At 59.6% G+C, this 23,326-nt stretch carries 18 protein-coding genes; 12 read left to right on the forward strand and 6 right to left on the reverse strand.

Translation table 11 applies throughout. The annotated features are described in order from the left end of the window. Positions 1-21: 21 nt before the first annotated feature. The 12 genes from atpE (at position 22) to DK870_RS09810 (ending at position 11,763) form a co-directional block, all read left to right on the forward strand. Entirely contained in the window at positions 22-279 is a 258-nt protein-coding gene (gene atpE, locus DK870_RS09755; RefSeq protein WP_002555987.1) for a F0F1 ATP synthase subunit C, read from the forward strand. Between the two features lie 56 nt (positions 280-335). Beyond that, entirely contained in the window at positions 336-806 is a 471-nt protein-coding gene (locus DK870_RS09760; protein WP_060756576.1) for a F0F1 ATP synthase subunit B, read from the forward strand. Positions 807-818: 12 nt separating this feature from the next. Beyond that, on the forward strand, positions 819-1,355 hold the full coding sequence (locus DK870_RS09765) for a F0F1 ATP synthase subunit delta (protein WP_060756577.1): 537 nt from the start codon (positions 819-821) through the stop codon (positions 1,353-1,355). A 21-nt stretch (positions 1,356-1,376) separates the two neighbouring features. Continuing rightward, positions 1,377-2,921, forward strand: a complete 1,545-nt coding sequence (gene atpA / locus DK870_RS09770; protein WP_060756578.1) for a F0F1 ATP synthase subunit alpha — start codon at positions 1,377-1,379, stop codon at positions 2,919-2,921. Positions 2,922-2,971: 50 nt separating this feature from the next. Further along, a complete protein-coding gene (gene atpG / locus DK870_RS09775; RefSeq protein ID WP_010207685.1) occupies positions 2,972-3,832 on the forward strand; it encodes a F0F1 ATP synthase subunit gamma in 861 nt (286 codons plus the stop codon). A gap of 27 nt (positions 3,833-3,859) precedes the next feature. Then, entirely contained in the window at positions 3,860-5,236 is a 1,377-nt protein-coding gene (gene atpD / locus DK870_RS09780) for a F0F1 ATP synthase subunit beta (RefSeq protein ID WP_060756579.1), read from the forward strand. Between the two features lie 44 nt (positions 5,237-5,280). Then, complete coding sequence (locus DK870_RS09785; RefSeq protein WP_003177061.1) at positions 5,281-5,697, forward strand: F0F1 ATP synthase subunit epsilon; 417 nt, start codon at positions 5,281-5,283, stop codon at positions 5,695-5,697. Between the two features lie 123 nt (positions 5,698-5,820). Beyond that, positions 5,821-7,188 carry a bifunctional UDP-N-acetylglucosamine diphosphorylase/glucosamine-1-phosphate N-acetyltransferase GlmU gene (gene glmU, locus DK870_RS09790; protein WP_161548529.1) on the forward strand — a complete coding sequence of 456 codons (1,368 nt, stop codon included), beginning with the start codon at positions 5,821-5,823 and terminating at the stop codon, positions 7,186-7,188. Positions 7,189-7,394: 206 nt separating this feature from the next. Beyond that, complete coding sequence (locus DK870_RS09795) at positions 7,395-8,162, forward strand: DeoR/GlpR family DNA-binding transcription regulator (protein ID WP_090367817.1); 768 nt, start codon at positions 7,395-7,397, stop codon at positions 8,160-8,162. Positions 8,163-8,172: 10 nt separating this feature from the next. Further along, complete coding sequence (glmS, locus tag DK870_RS09800; protein WP_090367819.1) at positions 8,173-10,005, forward strand: glutamine--fructose-6-phosphate transaminase (isomerizing); 1,833 nt, start codon at positions 8,173-8,175, stop codon at positions 10,003-10,005. Between the two features lie 62 nt (positions 10,006-10,067). Further along, the gene (locus tag DK870_RS09805) at positions 10,068-10,430 is read left to right on the forward strand and encodes a hypothetical protein (RefSeq protein ID WP_104995072.1); all 363 of its coding nucleotides are present in this window, start codon (positions 10,068-10,070) and stop codon (positions 10,428-10,430) included. 130 nt (positions 10,431-10,560) lie between these two features. After that, on the forward strand, positions 10,561-11,763 hold the full coding sequence (locus DK870_RS09810) for a Fic family protein (protein ID WP_081087084.1): 1,203 nt from the start codon (positions 10,561-10,563) through the stop codon (positions 11,761-11,763). 22 nt (positions 11,764-11,785) lie between these two features. Here the strand turns inward: DK870_RS09810 and pbpC are convergent, their stop codons facing one another. From pbpC to DK870_RS09840, 6 genes are all read right to left on the reverse strand, one after another. Beyond that, positions 11,786-14,095 carry a penicillin-binding protein 1C gene (gene pbpC, locus DK870_RS09815; RefSeq protein ID WP_161548530.1) on the reverse strand — a complete coding sequence of 770 codons (2,310 nt, stop codon included), beginning with the start codon at positions 14,093-14,095 and terminating at the stop codon, positions 11,786-11,788. Next, positions 14,076-19,886 carry an alpha-2-macroglobulin gene (locus tag DK870_RS09820; RefSeq protein WP_161548531.1) on the reverse strand — a complete coding sequence of 1,937 codons (5,811 nt, stop codon included), beginning with the start codon at positions 19,884-19,886 and terminating at the stop codon, positions 14,076-14,078. Before DK870_RS09820 ends, pbpC begins: the two co-directional genes overlap by 20 nt. A gap of 144 nt (positions 19,887-20,030) precedes the next feature. Then, complete coding sequence (locus tag DK870_RS09825) at positions 20,031-20,963, reverse strand: phosphatidate cytidylyltransferase (protein WP_060756585.1); 933 nt, start codon at positions 20,961-20,963, stop codon at positions 20,031-20,033. Between the two features lies 1 nt (position 20,964). Beyond that, positions 20,965-21,585, reverse strand: coding sequence for a 1-acyl-sn-glycerol-3-phosphate acyltransferase (locus DK870_RS09830; protein ID WP_161548533.1), 621 nt, complete (start codon positions 21,583-21,585; stop codon positions 20,965-20,967). Between the two features lie 9 nt (positions 21,586-21,594). Continuing rightward, entirely contained in the window at positions 21,595-22,038 is a 444-nt protein-coding gene (locus DK870_RS09835; protein ID WP_060756587.1) for a hypothetical protein, read from the reverse strand. Continuing rightward, a complete protein-coding gene (locus DK870_RS09840) occupies positions 22,028-23,326 on the reverse strand; it encodes a phosphatase PAP2/dual specificity phosphatase family protein (RefSeq protein ID WP_161548535.1) in 1,299 nt (432 codons plus the stop codon). The genes DK870_RS09835 and DK870_RS09840 overlap by 11 nt, the downstream gene beginning before the upstream one ends.

Here is a 23,326-nt window from a genome sequence, read left to right on the forward strand (position 1 = left end):
ACGTAAAAGTCGGGAGGAAAGATGGAAACTGTAGTTGGTCTAACCGCTATCGCTGTTGCACTGTTGATCGGCCTGGGCGCTCTGGGTACTGCCATTGGTTTCGGCCTGCTGGGCGGCAAATTCCTGGAAGGCGCAGCGCGTCAGCCAGAAATGGTTCCAATGCTGCAAGTTAAAATGTTCATCGTCGCCGGCCTGCTCGACGCCGTGACCATGATCGGCGTTGGTATCGCTCTGTTCTTCACCTTCGCGAACCCCTTCGTTGGTCAACTCGCTGGCTAATCACTCGAATTTTCGAGTGATTAGGGTGATGGACAACGAATGAGCGAGGTGTTGGCGTGAACATTAATGCAACCCTGATTGGCCAATCCGTTGCGTTCTTCATTTTTGTAGTGTTTTGCATGAAGTTCGTGTGGCCTCCGGTCATCGCGGCTTTGCACGAACGTCAGAAGAAGATCGCGGATGGTTTGGACGCTGCCACCCGTGCAGCTCGCGACCTGGAGTTGGCCCAAGAGAAAGCGGGTCATCAACTGCGCGAAGCTAAAGCACAGGCAGCTGAAATCATTGAGCAAGCCAAGAAACGCGGTAACCAGATCGTCGAAGAGGCTGTTGAAAAAGCCCGCGTCGAAGCTGACCGTGTGAAGGCTTCGGCTCATGCCGAGATCGAACAGGAACTGAACGGCGTCAAAGACGCGCTGCGTGCCCAACTGGGTGCCCTGGCGGTCGGCGGCGCTGAGAAGATCCTCGGTGCCACAATCGATCAAAACGCGCACGCGGAGCTGGTTAATAAACTGGCTGCTGAAATTTAAGCGAGGGCGATCATGGCAGAACTGACCACGTTGGCCCGACCTTACGCCAAGGCAGCCTTCGAGCACGCCCAGGCCCACCAGCAGCTGGCCTCTTGGTCAGCCATGCTCGGCCTGGCTGCAGCAGTGTCGCAAGACGACACCATGCAGCGCGTGCTCAAGGCCCCGCGCCTGACGAGCGCAGACAAGGCCGCCACTTTTATTGAAGTGTGCGGCGACAAGTTTGATGTGAAAGTGCAGAACTTCATCCACGTCGTTGCCGAAAACGACCGTCTCCTGCTTTTGCCGGAGATTGCCGCTCTGTTCGACCTGTATAAGGCCGAAGAAGAGAAGTCGGTAGACGTTGAAGTGACCAGTGCTTTTGCATTGAACCAAGAACAGCAAGACAAACTCGCCAAGGTTCTCAGTGCACGACTCAATCGGGAAGTGCGCCTGCAAGCTTCGGAGGACGCATCACTGATCGGTGGTGTTGTTATCCGTGCCGGCGACCTGGTTATCGATGGCTCGATTCGCGGCAAAATCGCGAAACTTGCCGAAGCATTGAAATCTTGAGTTTGAAGGGGCAGCAGAGCAATGCAGCAACTCAATCCTTCCGAAATAAGTGAAATTATCAAGGGCCGCATCGACAAGCTCGATGTGACCTCCCAAGCCCGTAACGAAGGCACTGTCGTCAGCGTATCTGACGGTATCGTGCGGATTCACGGTCTGGCCGACGTCATGTCCGGCGAGATGATCGAGTTTCCGGGCGGCGTCTACGGTATGGCCCTCAACCTGGAGCAGGACTCCGTAGGTGCCGTTATCCTGGGCGCATACCAGTCTCTGGCTGAAGGCATGAGCGCCAAGTGCACAGGCCGCATCCTGGAGGTTCCGGTTGGTAAGGAACTGCTGGGTCGCGTAGTCGACGCACTGGGTAACCCTGTTGACGGCAAAGGTCCACTGGGCAACACCGAGACCGACGCGGTCGAGAAAGTTGCTCCAGGCGTGATCTGGCGTAAGTCGGTAGACCAGCCTGTACAGACTGGCTACAAGGCTGTCGATGCCATGATTCCTGTCGGCCGTGGCCAGCGTGAGCTGATCATCGGCGACCGTCAGATCGGTAAAACCGCTCTGGCCATCGACGCGATCATCAACCAGAAAGACAGCGGCATTTTCTGCGTCTACGTAGCCATTGGTCAGAAGCAATCGACCATCGCCAACGTGGTTCGCAAGCTGGAAGAAAACGGTGCACTGAAAAACACGATCATCGTGGCTGCCAGTGCTTCGGAATCTCCTGCGCTGCAATACCTGGCACCGTACGCCGGTTGCACCATGGGTGAATTCTTCCGCGACCGCGGTGAAGACGCGCTGATCGTTTATGACGATCTGTCCAAGCAAGCAGTGGCTTACCGCCAGATTTCCCTGCTGCTGCGCCGTCCACCAGGCCGTGAAGCTTACCCAGGCGACGTGTTCTATCTCCACTCCCGTCTGCTGGAGCGCGCATCCCGCGTTTCGGAAGAGTACGTAGAGAAGTTCACCAACGGCGCAGTGACCGGCAAAACCGGTTCCCTGACCGCTCTGCCGATCATCGAAACCCAGGCTGGCGACGTTTCCGCGTTCGTTCCGACCAACGTGATTTCCATCACCGACGGTCAGATCTTCCTGGAATCGGCCATGTTCAACTCAGGCATCCGTCCTGCTGTGAACGCCGGTGTTTCGGTATCCCGTGTGGGTGGTGCCGCTCAGACCAAGATCATCAAGAAGCTCTCCGGTGGTATCCGTACCGCTCTGGCTCAGTACCGTGAACTGGCGGCATTCGCCCAGTTCGCTTCTGACCTGGACGAAGCGACCCGTAAGCAACTTGAGCATGGTCAGCGCGTTACCGAGCTGATGAAGCAGAAGCAATACGCCCCTATGTCGATCGCTGACATGGCGTTGTCGCTGTATGCCGCTGAGCGTGGGTTCCTGACTGACGTCGAAATCGCCAAGGTCGGCAGCTTTGAACAAGCGCTGATTGCTTACTTCAACCGCGATCACGCCGACTTGTTGGCCAAGATCAACGTGAAGGGTGACTTCAATGACGAAATCGACGCTGGCCTGAAAGCCGGTATCGAGAAGTTCAAGGCCACCCAAACCTGGTAAGCCGCAGCGGGAGCCGCAAGGCTCCCGCTTGCTAACCTGATAGGTGTTACATGGCAGGCGCAAAAGAGATTCGCAGTAAGATTGCGAGCATCAAAAGCACGCAAAAAATTACCAGCGCCATGGAAAAAGTGGCGGTCAGCAAAATGCGCAAGGCACAAATGCGCATGGCTGCTAGCCGTCCTTATGCGGAGCGTATCCGCCAGGTAATTGGGCATCTGGCCAACGCCAACCCGGAATACCGCCACCCGTTCATGATCGACCGCGAAGTAAAGCGCGTTGGTTATGTGGTTGTGAGCAGTGACCGTGGTTTGTGCGGTGGTTTGAATACCAACCTGTTCAAGGCCCTGGTCAAGGACATGGCGGTAAACCGCGAAAAGGGCGTCGAGATCGATCTGTGTGTTGTTGGTAGCAAGGGTGCGGCCTTTTTCCGTAACTTCGGCGGTAACGTCGTTGCAGCTATCAGCCACCTGGGTGAAGAGCCGTCGATCAATGATTTGATCGGCAGTGTGAAGGTGATGCTGGATGCATACCTGGAAGGCCGGATTGACCGTCTCTCCGTGGTATCCAACAAGTTCATCAACACCATGACCCAGCAGCCAACCGTGGAGCAATTGATTCCACTGGTGGCGACTCCGGATCAGGAACTCAAGCACCACTGGGACTACCTCTACGAACCAGACGCCAAAGAGCTGCTTGACGGCTTGATGGTGCGCTACGTGGAGTCGCAGGTGTACCAGGCGGTGGTCGAGAACAACGCAGCTGAACAAGCGGCGCGGATGATCGCGATGAAAAACGCTACCGATAACGCCGGTGATCTGATCAGCGATTTGCAGCTGATCTACAACAAGGCGCGTCAGGCTGCGATCACCCAAGAGATCTCGGAAATCGTCGGCGGCGCTGCCGCGGTTTAACGGTTCAAATATTCAGAGGATCCAGCTATGAGTAGCGGACGTATCGTTCAAATCATCGGCGCCGTTATCGACGTGGAATTTCCACGCGACAACGTACCGAGCATCTACAACGCGCTGAAAGTACAAGGCGCGGACACTACTCTGGAAGTTCAGCAGCAGCTGGGCGACGGCGTAGTTCGTACCATTGCGATGGGTTCCACCGAAGGCTTGAAGCGCGGTCTGGACGTTGTCGACTCTGGCGCAGCCATCTCCGTACCGGTCGGTAAAGCGACCCTGGGCCGGATCATGGACGTACTGGGCAACCCGATTGACGAAGCTGGCCCGATCGACACCGAAGAGCGCTGGGGCATTCACCGTCCAGCACCTTCGTTCGCCGAGCAAGCTGGCGGCAACGATCTGCTGGAAACCGGCATCAAGGTTATCGACCTGGTTTGCCCGTTCGCCAAAGGCGGTAAAGTAGGTCTGTTCGGTGGTGCCGGTGTAGGCAAGACCGTAAACATGATGGAACTGATCCGTAACATCGCCATCGAGCACAGCGGTTATTCCGTGTTCGCGGGTGTGGGTGAGCGTACTCGTGAGGGTAACGACTTCTACCACGAGATGAAGGACTCCAACGTTCTGGACAAAGTGGCACTGGTTTACGGTCAGATGAACGAGCCGCCGGGAAACCGTCTGCGCGTAGCACTGACTGGCCTGACCATGGCCGAGAAGTTCCGTGACGAAGGTAACGACGTACTGTTGTTCGTCGACAACATCTACCGTTACACCCTGGCCGGTACTGAAGTATCCGCACTGCTGGGCCGTATGCCTTCGGCAGTAGGCTACCAGCCGACCCTGGCTGAAGAGATGGGCGTTCTGCAAGAACGTATCACTTCGACCAAGGAAGGTTCGATCACCTCGATCCAAGCGGTATACGTACCTGCGGATGACTTGACCGACCCGTCGCCTGCGACCACCTTCGCCCACTTGGACGCCACCGTCGTTCTGTCCCGTGACATCGCTTCCCTGGGTATCTACCCAGCGGTCGATCCACTCGACTCGACTTCGCGCCAGCTGGACCCGAACGTGATCGGCCAGGAGCACTACGACACCGCTCGCGGCGTTCAGTACGTGCTGCAGCGTTACAAAGAACTGAAGGACATCATTGCGATCCTGGGTATGGACGAGCTGTCGGAAGCCGACAAGCAGTTGGTAAACCGTGCTCGTAAGATCCAGCGTTTCTTGTCGCAGCCGTTCTTCGTGGCTGAAGTCTTCACCGGTGCTTCGGGTAAATACGTTTCCCTGAAAGACACCATTGCTGGCTTCAAAGGCATCCTCAACGGTGACTACGACCACCTGCCAGAACAAGCGTTCTACATGGTCGGCGGCATCGAAGAAGCGATCGAGAAAGCCAAGAAACTGTAATCCAGGCGCCCGGAAACGGGCGCTCATCAGGTTGAGGCAATCAGATGGCTATGACAGTCCATTGCGATATCGTCAGCGCGGAAGGGGAAATCTTCTCCGGTCTGGTAGAGATGGTGATTGCACACGGCGAACTCGGTGACCTTGGTATTGCCATGGGTCACGCGCCGTTGATCACCAGCTTGAAGCCAGGTCCGATCACTCTGACCAAGCAAGGCGGGGAAAAAGAGGTGTTTTACATCTCTGGTGGTTTCCTCGAGGTTCAGCCGAACATGGTCAAGGTACTTGCCGACACTGTGCAACGTGCTGGCGACCTGGATGAAGCCTCCGCTCAGGAAGCCGTCAAGGCTGCCGAGAAGGCCCTGAACGAAAAGGGTGCGGACTTCGACTACAGCGCTGCTGCTGTACGTCTGGCCGAGGCTGCAGCTCAGCTGCGCACGCTCCAGCAGATCCGCAAGAAGTAAACGGCCATGCCGTCATGCTTCATGCGCGATTGATTAAAAAGGGTAGCCTCGGCTACCCTTTTTCTTTTTTTGTAAAACACTTCTTTGGTCTGAACTCGGACCGCCCAGGATTGGTAGCCATTCATGTCTCTTGAAATCGTCATTCTCGCCGCAGGCCAGGGCACTCGCATGCGTTCGGCCCTGCCCAAGGTGCTGCACCCGGTCGCGGGCAACTCCATGCTCGGCCATGTTATCCACAGCGCTCGGCAGCTGGACCCGCAGCGGATTCACGTGGTGATCGGGCACGGTGCCGATGTGGTACGTGAACGTCTCGCCGCGGATGACTTGAATTTCGTATTGCAAGACAAGCAACTGGGTACTGGCCACGCCACGGCACAAGCCGTGTCGTTCATCAGTGCCGACACGGTGCTGATCCTCTATGGCGATGTGCCGCTGATCGAAGTGGAAACCCTGCAACGCCTGCTCAAACACGTAGTACCCGGCCAGATGGGCCTGCTCACCGTGGAGTTGGACGACCCTACCGGCTACGGGCGCATCGTGCGTGACGCCGACGGCAAGGTTGCGGCCATTGTCGAGCACAAAGACGCCACCGAAGCCCAGCGTGCTATCACCGAAGGCAACACCGGCATTCTGGCGGTCCCGGCCAGTAAGCTTGCTGACTGGATGAGCCGTCTGTCCAACAACAATGCTCAGGGCGAGTATTACCTCACCGACGTGATTGAAATGGCCGTCAGCGATGGCTTGCTGGTCGCTACCGAGCAACCTCACGACCCGATGGAAGTGCAGGGCGCCAACGACCGCAAGCAACTGGCCGAACTGGAACGTCACTACCAACTGCGCGAAGGTCGCCGCCTGATGGCCCAAGGCGTGACCTTGCGCGACCCGGCGCGATTCGACGTGCGCGGTGAAGTCACCGTGGGCCGAGACGTCCTCATCGACATCAACGTGATTCTGGAAGGTCGCGTCGTGATCGAGGACGACGTGGTGATTGGCCCGAACTGCGTGATCAAGGACAGTACCCTGCGCAAAGGTGTGGTGGTCAAGGCTAACAGCCACCTCGATGGCGCGGTGATGGGCGAGGGCAGTGATGCAGGCCCGTTTGCGCGGTTGCGTCCGGGTAGCGTGCTTGAAGCCAAAGCCCATGTGGGTAACTTTGTTGAACTGAAGAACGCCCACCTGGGCCAAGGCGCCAAGGCTGGTCACCTGACCTACTTGGGTGATGCGGTTATCGGTGCACGCACCAACATCGGCGCTGGCACCATCACCTGCAATTATGACGGCGCCAACAAGCACCAGACTGTATTGGGTGAAGATGTGTTTATCGGCTCTAACAATTCACTGGTCGCCCCGGTGAAAGTTGGTAATGGCGCGACCACAGCTGCAGGTTCCACCATCAACCAGGATGTGGATAACTTGCAGCTCGGCGTAGCCCGTGCTCGCCAGCGCAACATCGACGGCTGGAAACGCCCGGTCAAGATCAAAAAGAGCTGAGTTATCCACACTCTCCCCAGCAACAAGACTCCAGTGTGGGAGGGGGCTTGCTCCCGATGGCGGTTTTCAGTCGATGCCTGAGTTGACTGATCTATCGCTATCGGGAGCAAGCCCCCTCCCACATTTCAAGAAATGTTACTTGACGATCTTTCGGTAATAGGTTTTGATTGCGTTCGTTATCTTTCGAAACGAAACTTATCGTCACCATGTCGAAACGAAATACCCCCCAACGACGCCACAACATCCTGACCTTGCTCAATGAGCAGGGAGAAGTCAGCGTGGACGTATTGGCCAAGCATTTCGAAACGTCGGAAGTGACTATCCGCAAGGACCTGGCTGCCCTTGAGAGCAACGGCCTGCTGCTGCGCCGTTACGGTGGCGCTATCACCATGCCGCAGGAGCTGGTCGGCGACGCCGCTCAGCCCATCTCGACCTACAAGCGCGCGATTGCCCGTGCGGCCGTGATGCGTTTGCGTGAACACGCACGCATCATCATCGACAGCGGCAGTACGACCGCCGCGATGATTCCCGAACTGGGCCACCAACCCGGCCTGGTAGTGATGACCAACTCCCTCCACGTGGCCCGTGCGTTGAGTGAGCTGGAACATGAGCCGGTGCTGTTGATGACCGGTGGCACCTGGGACCCGCATTCGGACTCGTTCCAAGGCCAGGTCGCCGAGCAAGTGCTGCGTTCCTACGACTTTGACCAGTTGTTCATCGGTGCCGACGGCATCGATCTGGAACGTGGCACTACCACCTTCAACGAATTGCTCGGCTTGAGCCGCGTAATGGCCGAAGTCGCCCGTGAAGTGGTGGTGATGGTCGAGTCCGACAAGATCGGCCGCAAGATTCCCAACCTGGAACTGCCCTGGAGCAGCGTCCATACCTTAATTACCGATGATCGCCTGCCGCCTGAGGCCCGCGACCAGATCCAAGCCCGCGGCATTACGCTGATATGCGCGGCAGTCATCTAGGAGAAACACCATGTGTGGAATTGTTGGCGCAGTTGCTGAACGTAGTATTACTGCCATCCTGATCGAAGGCCTCAAGCGTCTCGAATATCGCGGCTATGACAGTGCCGGCGTGGCGGTTTTCACCAACGCGGGCAAGCTTGAGCGCATGCGTCGCCCAGGTAAGGTCAGTGAGTTGGACCAGGCATTGGCCGGCGAGCCGCTGGTAGGTCGCCTGGGCATCGCCCACACCCGCTGGGCGACTCATGGCGCGCCGTGTGAGCGCAATGCTCACCCGCATTTCTCCGGTGACCTGGCTGTGGTGCACAACGGCATCATCGAAAACCACGAAGTGCTGCGCGAACAGCTCAAGGGCCTGGGGTATGTGTTCACTTCGGACACCGACACCGAAGTCATCGCGCACTTGCTGAACCACAAACTCAAGGACCACAGCGACCTGACCAATGCCCTCAAGGCCACGGTCAAGGAACTGCACGGTGCCTATGGCTTGGCCGTGATCAGCGCCAGCCAGCCCGACCGTGTGGTTGCCGCCCGTAGTGGCAGTCCGCTGGTGATCGGCCTGGGCCTGGGTGAGAACTTCCTGGCGTCTGACCAACTGGCACTGCGCCAGGTCACTGACCGCTTCATGTACCTGGAAGAAGGCGATATCGCTGATATTCGCCGTGAAAGCGTGCAGATCTGGGATATCAACGGCCAATCTGTCGAGCGCGAGGCCGTGCAATACCGTGATGGCGCCGAGGCAGCTGACAAGGGCGAATTCCGCCACTTCATGCTCAAGGAAATCCACGAGCAACCGTCCGTGGTGCAACGTACCCTGGAAGGTCGCCTGAGCCAGAACCAAGTGCTGGTCAATGCATTCGGCCCGCAGGCCGCCGAACTGTTCGCCAAAGTGCGCAATGTACAGATCGTCGCCTGCGGCACCAGCTACCACGCCGGTATGGTCGCCCGTTACTGGCTGGAAGAACTGGCCGGCATCCCGTGCCAGGTCGAAGTGGCCAGTGAGTTCCGCTACCGCAAGGTGGTGGTGCAGCCTGACACCCTGTTCGTGACCATCTCCCAGTCCGGCGAAACCGCCGACACGCTGGCTGCACTGCGTAACGCCAAGGAGCTGGGCTTCCTCGGCAGCCTGGCGATCTGCAACGTCAGCATCAGCTCCCTGGTGCGTGAATCCGACCTGACCCTGTTGACCCAGGCGGGTCGTGAAATCGGCGTAGCCTCCACCAAAGCCTTCACCACCCAGTTGGTTTCCCTGCTGCTGCTGACCCTGTCCCTGGGCCAGGTGCGCGGTACGCTCGCTGAAGGTCTTGAAGCGACCCTGGTTGAAGAACTGCGCCGCCTGCCAACCCGTCTGGGCGAAGCCCTGGCGATGGATGCCACCGTGGAAAAAGTCGCCGAACTGTTCGCCGACAAGAACCACACCCTGTTCCTCGGCCGTGGCGCGCAGTACCCGGTAGCGATGGAAGGTTCGCTGAAACTCAAGGAAATCTCCTATATTCACGCTGAAGCCTACCCGGCCGGTGAGTTGAAACACGGCCCGCTGGCCCTGGTCGATGACGACATGCCAGTCGTCACCGTGGCGCCGAACAACGAACTGCTGGAGAAGCTCAAATCCAACCTGCAGGAAGTACGCGCTCGCGGTGGCCAGTTGATCGTGTTCGCCGATGAGAAGGCCGGCATGGCCAACGGTGAAGGCACCCACGTCATCAATATGCCGCACATCCACGACACCCTGTCGCCGATCCTCTACACCATCCCGCTGCAGTTGCTGTCGTACTACGTGGCCGTGCTCAAAGGCACCGACGTGGACCAGCCGCGTAACCTGGCGAAGTCGGTGACTGTGGAGTAACCCGCTGCACCTTGGAGACCCGCCCTGGGTCTCCAGGCTTCCCGCGCAAGGATGCCACTTCGATGCAAACCCCTTCCCAGATTCACCAGCGCTTGAACAACCGCCGATTCACCGTCGCCAATAATGCCCACGGGCTATCCGGTGCGGATACGGTGTTTCATTACCAGGTCGAGGGCGAGGCCATTTCCGGCACCTACCAGGGCGGTCGGATTCGGCTGGGCACGCAAGTCGGGCGAGTGACCGGCCCGGACACTATCGAGTTGCTGTATCAGTGCCTGACTGTGGAAGGTGAGCTGCTGTGCGGTTGGTCGCGTGGCACCCTCGGTGTCGACGCCGCCGGATATACCACGCTGCATTTCAAATGGGGCTGGTTATCGGGGGCGACGGGGGGAGGGGAGTCGAGCTATGTGGAGCTTGTTGCATAGGTTTAAATAATCAGAAAATAAATCGGAAAACTCTCTACTAAATAGTTGTATAAAAATGTCGATTCATCCCGTTATTATTGGAGATTAGGGGAAAATAGATCCGAAAAAAAATCGGAATAAGGTGAGAAAAATGGCGCAGCAATTCATATCCGGAAATCACTGGTTGGAGCCTATCTGGCCATCTCCTGGTTTCCCAGCGTCGATTTTACGTACGGCGGAGACGCTGTCGTTCCGTGCAGGAAAACTCACTGGCTTACTCCCCGAAAACACCGCCACGCGTATCGGCGGGCTGATGCGAATCACCAATAGCTATTACAGCAACCTGATCGAAGGCCAGTATACGGAGCCTGTAACCTTGTCTGCGCGAGTGCCGAGGCGTGACTCAAAAGAGTTGCGCGAATTGGCGGAAAGTCATATCGGCGTTCAGGAGTTGCTAGAGCGGGTGGTGCGACGACCAAAAGCAGTTGACGCGCCTTGGAGCGTTTTCTTTGCCCCTGAATTTATGTCTGTGATACATCGCCGGCTTTTTGTAGGTGCCGGCGATAAGGACTTGCGACTCAGTGACGGTCGATTACTCGCGCCCGGCCAATTGCGGGATACAGCAAAACGTAATGTTCTGGTAGGGGACCATGCTGCGCCTGCGTGGGAGTCAGTCACTCCAATGCTCAAGCGCCTACAGCATGTATACGGCGGGCAACCTGACCTGACTTCACGCATTCTCAGCTCTCTTTCTTATCACCATCGTCTCGCGTTTGTTCACCCATTTGAAGATGGGAATGGCCGAGTGGTGCGCATGATTACGCACTTGCAACTGATGCGTCTGGGGCTCGCATCACCCCTTTGGTCGCTTTCCCGAGGATTGGCGAGAAAACAGGAAGAATATTATGGGCGCTTGCGCGCTGCTGATCAGCCTCGTCGAGGGGACCTCGACGGTCGTGGTCAGTTGACTCAAGGAGGGTTGTTCGAGTTTGTAGAGTTCATGTTGCAAGTCTGTATTGATCAGATGGAGTACGTAGAGAAAGCGATGGACCTTGTAACATTACGCCAGAGACTTGAGAGGGTGATCGGGCTTGAAGGGGTATTCGTAGAGTCCGGGGTGAAACAAGAAATGGCCAAGGCCATCCATATCTTGCTGACTCAGGGCGAAATTGCTCGGGCGGACTTTAAGATTTTCTCTGGTTTGCATGACCGTGTAGCGAGTGATCAGCTTAAGAAGTTGATTGATATGGGGGTGGTTGAAGCGCCTTCGGCAAAGTCGCGTTCGATCTATCCTGGGCTTCCCGTCTGGTTTGCACAGATGATATTTCCGGATCTTCACCGGCGGTTTTACTGAGTCAGGTAACAGAGGTGCCGGTTCACGGCACAAACTCCACCCTCAACCCCCGGCTCGCACTGCGTCCCTGATCATCACTGACCCGCAACCGATACTCTCCCGACTTGCCCGGCCGCCAGTTCAGTGTGGTCTGCGGTGAGCCCTGGCCAATCAACGTCTGGTCGGCAAACCAATACAGCGTCATCGCATCGCTGGCTGCGTTGGCGTTCAGTGGGATGCTTTCCTGTGGTTGGGACAGGCGCAGTTGATAACTGACCTGCGTCAGCGGCGAGCGGATCTGCGGCGCTTCGCTTGAATCACTGATGCGGTTGGGTTGGCAGTTTTTCATCACATTGGGCGGTGTGCGTCGGGGCAGGCCGGCGGCGCGGTACAGGCGCTGTACGTCGCTGGGCCAGAACTCGAAGACTTCTTCACGCGTGTATTGCGGATCGAACGGCGGGCACGCCGCCTTGCCGGTGCGGGTGTCGATCAGCACCGGACGGTGCAGGTTGGAGACGCGAATCGGTGACACGCCAGGGATGTACCAGGTCTTGCGGGTTTGCGGGCACCAGCGGTTGGGCAGTTCGCCGGAGGCTGCGCACACATCGATGCGCACCAGCCCGGCGGGCGGTTTGTCGGCTTTGATCACCACGTTGGGCAAAGCCAGTGGCAGGGCGTCGGCAATGCGGAAGAACAGCGGCGCAGCGGTCTTGGCACCAATAAACGCCGGGTTCGGCCGACCGTCGAAGTTACCGACCCACACCACCAGCACATAGGGGCCGACCAGGCCGGCACTCCAGGCATCGTGAAAACCCCAGGACGTGCCGGTTTTCCACGCGGTGCGCCAATGGCGGCCCGGCAAGCCGTCCGGGCGCGGGTTATGGCGCAGCATGTCGCGCACCATGAAGGCGGCCTGAGGCGTCAGCAGTTGTGCGCCGGTGGTTTGCGGTTGTTCCTGCAGATAGCGTAACGGCCGCAGGTGCCCGTCACCCGCGAGCATCACATACAGGCGTGCCAGCTCTTCGGGCGTCATTTCGCCGCCGCCGAGGGCCAAGGCCAAGCCGTAGTGGCTCTCGTTGCGCAGGCCCTTGATCCCGGCTCGTTGCAGCAAACCGTACAGCGAAGGCGATTTGAGCTGGCTGGCCAGCCAAACAGCGGGAATATTACGACTACGGATCAACGCATCGCGTGCCGTCAGTGGGCCGACAAAACTGCCGTCGAAATTTTCTGGTTGGAAGTAGCCGAAGTTACTGGGCAGGTCCTTGAGGATGCTCATGGGATGAATCACCCCTTGATCCAGTGCCAGCCCATACAGAAACGGCTTGAGCGTCGACCCTGGTGAACGCCGTGACAACACGCCGTTGACCTGACCATGAATGCCTGTGGATAAGTAATCGGCCGAGCCCACCAGCGCCTTGACACTCTGGTCGCGGCTGTCGATCAGGATCGCCGTGGCATTTTCCACACCGGTGCTGCGCCGCTCGGCGATAAAGCCGCTGATCAGGCGTTCCAGAAGTTGCTGCAAGGGCAGGCTGAGGGTGGTGTTCAACTCATTGCCGTTTTGGGACGCCAGCAATTGTTCACTCAGGTGTGGCGCCAGAAACGGGATCTGCTGGCGGTTGCGCGCTTCCAGGGGCAACTCCAGCAGACTGTCGTTGCGCGGGTCTTGTGGATAAGTCTCGCGCCAGTCGGCCATCAACCGCAGCCGCGCATTTTGCAATGACGGCCCAAAGCGCGCGCGCCGCCCCGGCTGCTGTGGAATCACCGCCAGCGCCAAGGCCTCGGACAAGGACAACCGGGTCGCCGACTTGCCGAAGTAGATACGGCTGGCCGCCTCGGCGCCCTCGATATTGCCACCCATGGGGGCCAGGTTCAGGTAGGCCTCAAGAATGTCGTGCTTGCTGTAACGTGCTTCCAGCCAAACGGCCAGGGCCATCTGCTGCAATTTGCCGGGCACTTGGCGGGTGTTCAAATCCCACAGGCGTCGCGCCAGTTGCATGCTCAAGGTCGAACCGCCCTGGCGCTGTCCGCCGCTGTAGGTGGCCATGGCCGCGCGCAGCAACGCCGGGGGATTGATCCCCGGGTGCCAATAGAAATTGCGGTCCTCCTTGAGCAACAAGGCTTCGACCAGTGACGGTGACATGCGCTCCAGTGGGAGCCACAGGCGATACTGCCCGTCATCCGCCAGGGTCATGCGCAGCAGCGAACCGTCGTCAGCCAATACCACCCGTGACGACGTAACCGCTTGCTCCAGCGAGGCGTGGGGCCACAACCGCAGCCCCGCCAGCCCTCCCACCAATAACGCCGCCGTTGCCAGCAGCGGCGTCACGCGTTTAAGGCTTGGTAATTTCAAGCTGGCCTACTTTGCCGCGCCCTTGCAGGGTGGTTTCGTACATGCCCTCGGCGTAAGCCGGTGGCGTATTGAAGGTACCCGCGTTGGTGGCGCGTACACGGTAGACGAAGGTCCCTGCGTCGCGCAGCGCGGTGCCGTACAACACCACTCGATCATCGCGCACGTCCACGTAGTCGGGCTGCCAGTTGCTCAGCTCGGTTTCGCCGATCGGCGCTTGCCAGGTATCCGCCGCTTCGTCGCCGTCTGCAGTTTCCACGTACTCGGCGTCGTCGCCTTCACTTTCCTCGGTGCTGGCGGGCTCCGGCTCCGGCGGCAGGTTATACACAGGCTCGACGCCACCTGGCAGCAGGTCGACCACGGCCACTTGTTGCACCTGATCACGGTCGGTAGCGCGCAGACGCAGGCGCACCAGGAACTCATCGCCCACGGCGACCTTGCTCACCGGCTCACCTTTGAGGTCGAGGTATTCGTGGATGATTTCCAGGCCATTGTTGATCGGCTTGAGCTTGGCGCCCTTGTCGAAGCCGGCCTCGCTGAGCATGTAGAACGCGGCCGGGCCGTCGGTTTTCTCCATCACCAGCTTTTGCGTGGTGCGCGGCACGGCAGCGCGGGGCGGCTGGCCGGCCATCTCCAGCAATTGCTGCTGCTTGTCACTCAGCCAGGCGGTGGCCTTGAGGGTCATGTCGCTCTGCGCACGTTGGCCATAGTTATCCAGCGCACGCAACAGCAGTGCCGCCGACAGCGAGTTGTAGCGCTGCTCGTTGAGGCGTTTGCCGAGCTTATCCAGCAAGGCTGTCGGCACCTCGTCCAGCAACTCGGGGAAATGCCGCGCCAGCAGGTGCAGGTGTTCGGCATCGTGTACCAGCGGGTCGTAATACAGGCCGTCGCTGTCCCACTTATCCACAAGCGAGCGCCACGGGATTTTACGGAACAGCGTATCGGCCTGGCGATCCTGCTTGAGCAACTTGTAGCTGGCGGCCAGGTAGGCTGCGCCCAGGTCGTTCTGCCAGCTGTCCTTGAAGTAGCTCTCGTAGCGCTCGCGGATATCGCTCAGGGCGCCGCTTACCAGGATCCCCTGCCGACTGAGCAGGTAACTGGCGTAGGCCCGGTTGCGCAATTCCGACAGACCTTCGCTTGGACCATTGGCCAGGTCGGTCAGGTAAGCGTTGGAACGCACCAACAGATCTTCCGGTACGGGCAGCCCGCGCTCCCTGGCTTCGATCAGGAAATCGGTGGCGTACAGGCTGGTGTACGGCGCCACGTCCGGGTTGGCAGCCCACAGACCGAAGCCGCCGGCCGAGTTCTGGCGCTGGCGCAGCATACGCACCGCGCCGCTGAATGCCTGCTCGGCTTCGGGGGCGGTGCCACCCCAGATCAGTGCCGGCATGGCCTTGGACACCAGTTGTTCGGTGCAGGCGTAGCCGTAGTCATCCAGGTAATGCTTGAGCCCGTTGGCCCACACCAGCGGCGATGCCGCTACGCCCAGTTGCACGTCGCGCAACTGGCTGAACAGCTCGCGGGTCGGCTTGAGCTCTTTGCTGGCGCTGTCGAAACGGCCCAGGCTCAGGGCGACGCGGTGTTCACTCAGTGGGCGGATCGACGTGGTTTCGGCGACCTGGATACGCTTGCCATTGGGCAACACTGCGACAAAACGCAGGTCCGCTGAGCCGAGGGTTTCGCCGACCTTGATCTTGAACTCGGCGGTGCCTTCCTTGCGTGGTTGCAGCGACAGGGTGCTGCCTTTACCGCCCTGCACCGCCAGGCCGTCGCTGGTCTGCACTTCAAACTTCACATCCGCCGCTGCGTCGAGGTTGCTGAACACCCCGGCGCTGACGTTGAACACATCCCCCGGCGCCACGAAGGCGGGCACGTTCGGCGTGATCACAATTGGGCCACGCACTTCGGTATTGGCCTCGCTGACACCGACACTGTCGCTGTCCACCGCCACTGCGAACAGGTGCAGTTTGCCGTTGAAGCTGTCCGGCACCTGGTAATGCAGCACGGTTTCACCGGCCGGCAAGTCCACCAGGCCGGACCACCATGCCACGGGCGGTTGATGTTTGCGCTTGAACGGGTTCAGGTGGTTGGCCAGCGCGCCTTCGGTATCACCGCCGGGCGCCGCCCCACTGAGCAGGCGGCTGAATTCAGGCAGGATCAGGTCAAGAATCTGGCTCGTACCGACCTCCAGCGCACGCTTCTGGAAGAAGAAGCCCAGCGGGTCCGGCGCCTGATAACGCGCTACTTGCAGGATGCCTTCGTCCACCGCGTACACCACCGCACGGCCTGGTCGGTCGGCGGTGACCTTGATGTCCAGGGTCTGCCCCGGCTCGATCTTCTCCTGGCCTTCTACCTTCAGCGCCATGCGTCGCGCATCCAGGTTGATGCTGAACGGCACCACGCCGTAGGACAGCGGGCTCATGTACACCTCAGCCGAACCCATATCGCGCACAAACTGCACGTTGACGTAGGCATTGCCCTCAAGCCCGGCCGGCACGCGGATATGTTGCACGCTGTTGGTGCTATCGGCCTTGAACCACTGCTGGGTGTAGACCTTGTCACGCTCGATGGTAATCAAACCGGCACCGGTATACGGCGCACGCAGGCTGATGGCGATTTCATCGCCCGTGGCATAGCTGCGCTTGTCCAGGCGCAGTTGCAGTTCGGCGTTGCGCTCCAGGGAACGCGAAGTGTTGCCACGCCCGGCCACGCTGTAGTCGATCTGGTTGAGCAGGTTGCCATTGGCGTCTTTCAACTGCAGGGTGAAATCCCCTGGCGTGCCGGTGTTCAGGGCCTGCTTGGCGCCTTCCTTGGTCATCGTCAGTGGTGAGGCCGGCTGGCTGATGTTCTTGATGCGCGACTCGTACTTGTAGGTGCCATTGGACTGTTTCACCAGTACCGACACATAGCGATGCTCGACCACTTCAGTGGTCAGGCCGTCTACCGCCAGTGGCGTCAGGTCTGGCGCCACGGCCAGCCAATGCACTTCACGCGGGGTGTCCTTGGCGACGTATGACAGTGAATCCTGACTTTTCACACCGACCAGGTAAGGCGCGGGCGACACCAGCAATGCGCTTTGCGCCGCGACGTTACGGCCTCCTTCGGCTTCGAATACCTGGGCCATCACTTGCAAGCGATAGGTACTGTTGGCAAAACGCTGTAGGTTGAGGTCGAGCACGGCCTGGCCGTTGTCGTCGACGGTGGTTTCCGCCAGGTCTTCGGTGTTGGTTTCTTCCAGGCCGTTATTGAGGCGGAAACGGTAGTCGGGGTAACGGTCAAATGCCGCGAGCGTCGGGCTCAGGGACATTTTTGCGGTGACCCGCCGGCCGGCTGCCGGGGCGCCGAACAGGTGCATGGCGGTGACCTTGGCCACCACCTGGTCCGGTGGGATCCAGCCCTGTACCGGGGTGTCGTGCAAACTCAGGTTGACCTTCATGCGGTCGGGCTCGAAATCGCGGACCTTGAAGTTCACGCTGCCCAAATCGGTGCGTGTCTGCTTCTGGCCAATCAACTGCAAGGTCGCGGTGTATTCGCCGGCGGGGGCGACTTCACTGCTGGGGAAATCGAAACTTTCAAAACCGCTGGCGGACAGCTTCAACGGCTGGCGAATCACTTCCAGACCACGGGGATCGGTGATTTGCAGCTCCACCGGCAGCCCCAGCAGAGCACCTTTCCAATTGCCGCTGCGCACGATCATGCCCAGGTGCGCGGTTTCGCCTGGGCGATAGAGCCCGCGATCAGTGAACAGGTAGGCGCTGAGGCGATCAATCGCACCGTCTTCTTGCAAGCCGCCGACATCGAAGCGCGATAAATCCAGCTGCTGGGACTGACGGGCAATCGGCAGGAACGACTGATCGTTGCCGCGAGTGACCACATACATCAGTGGCGTTTTCTCACGACGCAATTCATCCAGCTTGGCGAAATGCGCATGGCCTTCACTGTCGGTATGACCGCTGGCGACCGGCAGGCCGTTGCGACCCATGATGTCGACTTGCACATCGGCCACCGGCGAACCATTGCTGATGGACTGCACATACACATCGTGGCTGCCGTCGCTGGAGCGTTTGGCGATGATGCCCAGATCCGTCACTACGATGAAACGCAGGTCGCTGGTACTGCTGCGGTCGTATTCGAACGTGCGCGTGGCCGGGTCATCCTGCGGGCTGAGCTTGAGCACGAAAATGCCGCGCCGGCCGCCATTGGCGGTGAGGTAGGGGCTGAGGTCGACATTGTCGTAGACGGTTTTCGCCGGGTCATTGGATGACAGGGGAATCTCCAATGCCTGGCGCTCGACCATGCGATCAAAATATTCGTTGCTGAAATTCGGCCGGGCGAAGCTGCCACTGCTCTGATCCACCAGGTGTTGCAACTGGTTGGGCAGCAGGCGGGCGATTTCCACATGGGCGCCGGGTACGCCACGGGCCATGAACCCCAGGCGTTTTTCACCGTTGAGACTGAGCAACGCGCCGTCAGACAGGAACTGCAACGTGCGAGGGTACGCCGGCATGCTGATCAGCGATGCCGTAGGGTTTTTCGCCAGATAGCCGCCGATGGCCTCCAGGTTGGCAGGAACGCGCACATACAGTGCGCGACCGGCCGGAGCCTTGAATTTGAACGCGTGCAGCGTGTTCAGGGGTTCGACGCTGGGCACGTGGGTCAGGTTGACCTTGGTGCTGCGGGCAAGCAGGGCGTCGTCGATGTCGTTGGCGGAATAGGGGCGCGTATCGTCCTGGGCTTTTTCCGGCAACAGCCAAGCCTGGACCTTACCGGCGATGGTTTCGTCGGCCACGGCGCTGGAGCTGCTGAACATTAATACCGGTTCGGGTTCGCCGCGTTGGTTGTCGACAAAACTCACTTCGGCGCCGGTGAAGGTCAGGCGGTAGCGACCGGGTACGGTGACTTCCGACACCAGCGGCGCCGTGCTGGCGTTGCCGCCGTCGCGGGCCTTGATGCCCTCGTCGAGCTTGGCGCTGACCGGCGTACTTTCCAGCGGGGTGGCCAAGGCAGCGGAGCGCACGTAGGCGTTGAGTTTCTTCTCGTCGAAGGTGATTTCCGGGCGGTTGGGCAACTGCGCGTCGCGGTAGGCCAAACCTTTGCCGAGGGTGATCGACACGCGCTTGCGCAGGTTTTCTTCATCTACCGGGTGGGAAAAATGGAAAGTCGCCACCAGCTGTTTCAGTGTCGGGTTGGACGGGTCCTGATACAGCTCGTTTTGCGCCAGGGTGGCGCGGAACGGTTGGGTGGAGAACTGAGTGCTGTATTGGTCCAGCAGCACGCCGTCGGCCAGCAGGTTTTTCTTGCCCATATCGAGGGTGTAGTGAGCATCGATGGGCCAGTCTTTTTCCGGCACGAACAGCAACGTACGGTTATCGGACCAGCGCCAGCTACCCGCTACGTTTGGTTTCAGGGTGATGCCATGGGTCACCGGCTTGCCAATTGCTGCCAGTGGGGCGACGGACTCGGCGAAGCGCACCTGCAAGTTATCCACAACCGGTTGTGGTTGGGTGTAATCGGTCAGGTTCGGTTTGTGCAGCGAGTAACCCACGGTATGGGGTTTGGGCAGATGTGAATACCACTGCCAGCCATAGAAACCGGCACCCGCCAACAACGCCAGACCCACAACTGCTGCACCGGATTGGCGTGGATAAGCGCGAGCCTTGCCGCCCAGGTTGGCCAGGCCTTGACCAATGGCGCGTAGCCAGCGCGGCGGATGCCATTGACCGAAAACGGCCCCCACCACGGTCAATAAGGCACCGGCAATACGGCGGCTGATCGCTTTCAACGAATCGAACATGGTGAGCATCCCTGGCAAAGTGCGGCTATCTTACACGCGTCTTTGAGATAAAAGATGACGTGAATACATCACAAAATTCTACTGTGGGAGCGGGCTTGCTCCCACATGCTTGATCTTCATTTTTGGGCTTCTGGAGCCTGGGGATCAGGTCCACCAATAGCGCACCAGATGAAAGAAAATCGGCGCTGCGAAGCACACTGAATCGAGTCGATCCAGCATCCCTCCGTGCCCTTCGATCATATGGCCCCAATCCTTCACCCCTCGATCGCGCTTGATCGCCGACATCACGATGCCGCCGGCAAATCCGAGCAGATTGATCAGCAGCGCAATCAAGAACGACTGCCAGGGGCTGAACGGGGTGGTCCACCACAATGCCGCGCCGATCAGGGACGAGAGCAGGATCCCGCCGACAAACCCCTCCACCGTTTTCGAGGGTGACAGGTTAGGCGCGATCTTGTGTTTGCCGAACAGCTTGCCGCACACGTACTGCAGCACATCCGACAACTGCACCACGATCACCAGATAGGCGATCAGCAACAGGTTGCGACCTTCGTAGCCGGGGATGTCGAGGGTCAGCAGCGCCGGTACGAAGGACACGCAGAACACGGCGATCATCAAACCCCATTGCACCTTGGAGGCGCGCTCCAGGAAGTGTGTGCTGTCGCCCCCCAGTGAAGCGAGGATCGGCAGCAGCAAGAACACGTACACCGGAATGAAGATCGAGAACAGCCCGTACCAATCCGAATAGATGAGCAGGTATTGCAGCGGCAACGCCAGGTAGAACGCGGCCACCAGGGCCGGGTAGTCGCTGCGGCGAGTCGGCGTGAGGGTCAGGAATTCGCGCAGGGCGTAGAACGACACGGCATAGAACAGCAGGATCACCGCGCCGGTGCCGAGCCAGAAGGCGATGCCGATCACGACCACCATCACCCACCACGCATTGATGCGCGCGTTGAGATTGTCGATCACCGCGTTTGGCGTACCGCGCGTGCGCAGCTTGAGGATCAGGCCGATCAGGGAGGCGAGCACCAGGATCGCGCCGATGCCGCCGAATAACATCAGGGTTTGGCTATCCATGTCAGACGTGCTCCGGGGCAAGGGCGAGCAGGGCGTCGCGGCTGCGGGCGAGGAAGGCGGCCTTGTCTTCGCCGTCCTCCAGTTGCAGCGGCGCGCCGAAGCTGGTGGTGCACAGCAATGGCAGCGGCAGTACGCGGCCTTTGGGCATGACCCGGTTGAGGTTGGCAATCCACACCGGGATCAGTTCGGCCTGTGGGTAACTTTTTGCCAAGTGATACAGACCGCTCTTGAACGGCAGCAGGCCGTCTTCCAGATTACGCGTGCCTTCCGGGAAGATGATCAATGAGTCGCCGCCTTCCAGGGCCGTGAGCATGGGTTGCAGTGGGTTATCCACAGGGTCTTTACGGTCGCGGTCGATCAGCACGCCGTTGAACACGCGGTTGATAATGTAGCGGCGCAAGGCACTGGCGTTCCAGTAGTCACTGCCGGCCACCGGGCGCGTGAATTTGCGCAGGTTCTGCGGCAACGAGGCCCATAGCAGTACGAAATCGCCGTGGCTGCTGTGGTTGGCGAAGTAGATGCGCTGCACCGGCACCGGGGCGCAGCCGAGCCACAGGCTGCGGGCACCGGTGACGGTGCGGGCCATCGAAGTAATCAGCGTGGCGACTACGGGTTCGAACATGGGCGTTCCTTATCCGGCGAAAGGCAGCCAAGGGCTGGCGAGAATCACGGCCAGTGTCAGCAGCGCTTGCGCGCCGAGCAACCAGGCTTGTTTGCGCAGCAATTTCAGCGCGCCACGCCGGCGTTCGGTCCAGGGCCGGCCGACGCGCTTGGCCGATTGCAGGCCCAGGGTCAACAGGGCCTGATCGAGGTCCGGGGTGCGTGCGATATCGCGGGCGAGCAGGGCGAACAGGTCGGCGTCAAACGCCACACGCAGTGCCCAGTACTTTTGCAGCAGCCCCAGGATAATCATCCACAAGGCCAGCAACAGGCAGACGGTCGAGATACTGGCCATCAGCAGCTGCGCCAGGCCGAACAAAAAGCCGAGCACCGTCAGACCTGTGGATAACTGATCCAGGGAACGCCCACGACGTAGCAGGCTGGCAGTTACCTGGAGTTCTATATCAGCGGGCATCGGGTAAACCCTCCAAAGCTTCACGGTGAGCGGGGTGCAGGACCACTTCGGACCGCGCTGTACGAATGATAGCCAGCGCTTCATCTACCGTAGTGGCACGCCGGCTATGTAGCAGCCAGGCGGCAACGGCGGTGGCGCTGCGCGAGTAACCGAGGGCACAACACACCAGTAATGGGCCGTTCAAGCGCAATTGCTCGATGGCTTTGGCGGCTTGTCGGCACTCGGCCGGAGTGGGGGCGATCAGGTCCAGCACAGGGATGGATTGATAGGCGCGGCCCTGTGGATTAATCGGCAATTCGGCGCAGAGATCGACGATGGTCTTGAATGAATCTTGCTCCTGGATTGTGGGAATTCGCCCTAGCCAAACGTTATCCACAATAAGGTCAGGTTGTGGATGCTTGCGTGTCCACAGGCGTGAGTTTATCCATGCGCCAGCCAGGTAGGGCGCATAGAGCCAGCGTGCCGCCGGGGTCAGCCGACCATCGGCGCGTTTCTGAAAGCCCGGCGCGCCGAGGACGAAGTAATTCGCCTTGACCAGACCCAGGGCTACCGCTGGCCACAGCAGCCACAACCACGCCCCGCCCAATACAAACGCCAGGATCACCAGCACCACAGCGCCCAGGCCATACCGCACGCCCAGGCGCCAGCGCCGAGGGTCGTGGGTCAGTCGTGCATTCAGCAGCGGGCTGGGATGCTCTACCGGCCATAACCACACACACATCCATCCCGCCAGGGCGCCTGTGGGTAAGTCGATAAAGTGATGTTGATAAGTGGTCAGCACCGAAATGCCGATCAAGGCGAACCAGCCGTGCACCAGCCATCGCCACAGCCCACGGGTATGGCGTTGGTACATGACCCACAAGATCACCAACAAGGCGATATGCAGTGACGGTGCCTGGTTGAACGGCTTGTCGAAGCCGGCGAGCACGGCGAACAGCCAGCCGAATATGCCGTGCAGTTCCGGCCGCTCGAAGGTGAAGCGCAGCGGCCAGATGAGGAAGCAACTGACCGCAATAACCTGGGCGGACAGCAGCCGCAGCGCGTGCTGTTTCAACTCATGCCGACTGTTGGGAAGCAGCAGGGAAAACCCGTAAAGCAGGTCGATCGACCAATACGGCACGATGGTCCAGGCCCAGAATGGCATATGGGTTTCCCAGCCGAACACCAGCGTGCCGACGTCGCTGCGTTGGCTGGTCACCCAAGTGGCGAAGCCATAGGTGCTGAAAAACAGCGGTGCCAACAGCAGCAGCCACAGGACGGCAGGTTTCAGTAAACCGGGCTCGCGCAT

The organism is Pseudomonas sp. Q1 (assembly GCF_009935975.1).
Classification (GTDB): domain Bacteria; phylum Pseudomonadota; class Gammaproteobacteria; order Pseudomonadales; family Pseudomonadaceae; genus Aquipseudomonas; species Aquipseudomonas palleroniana.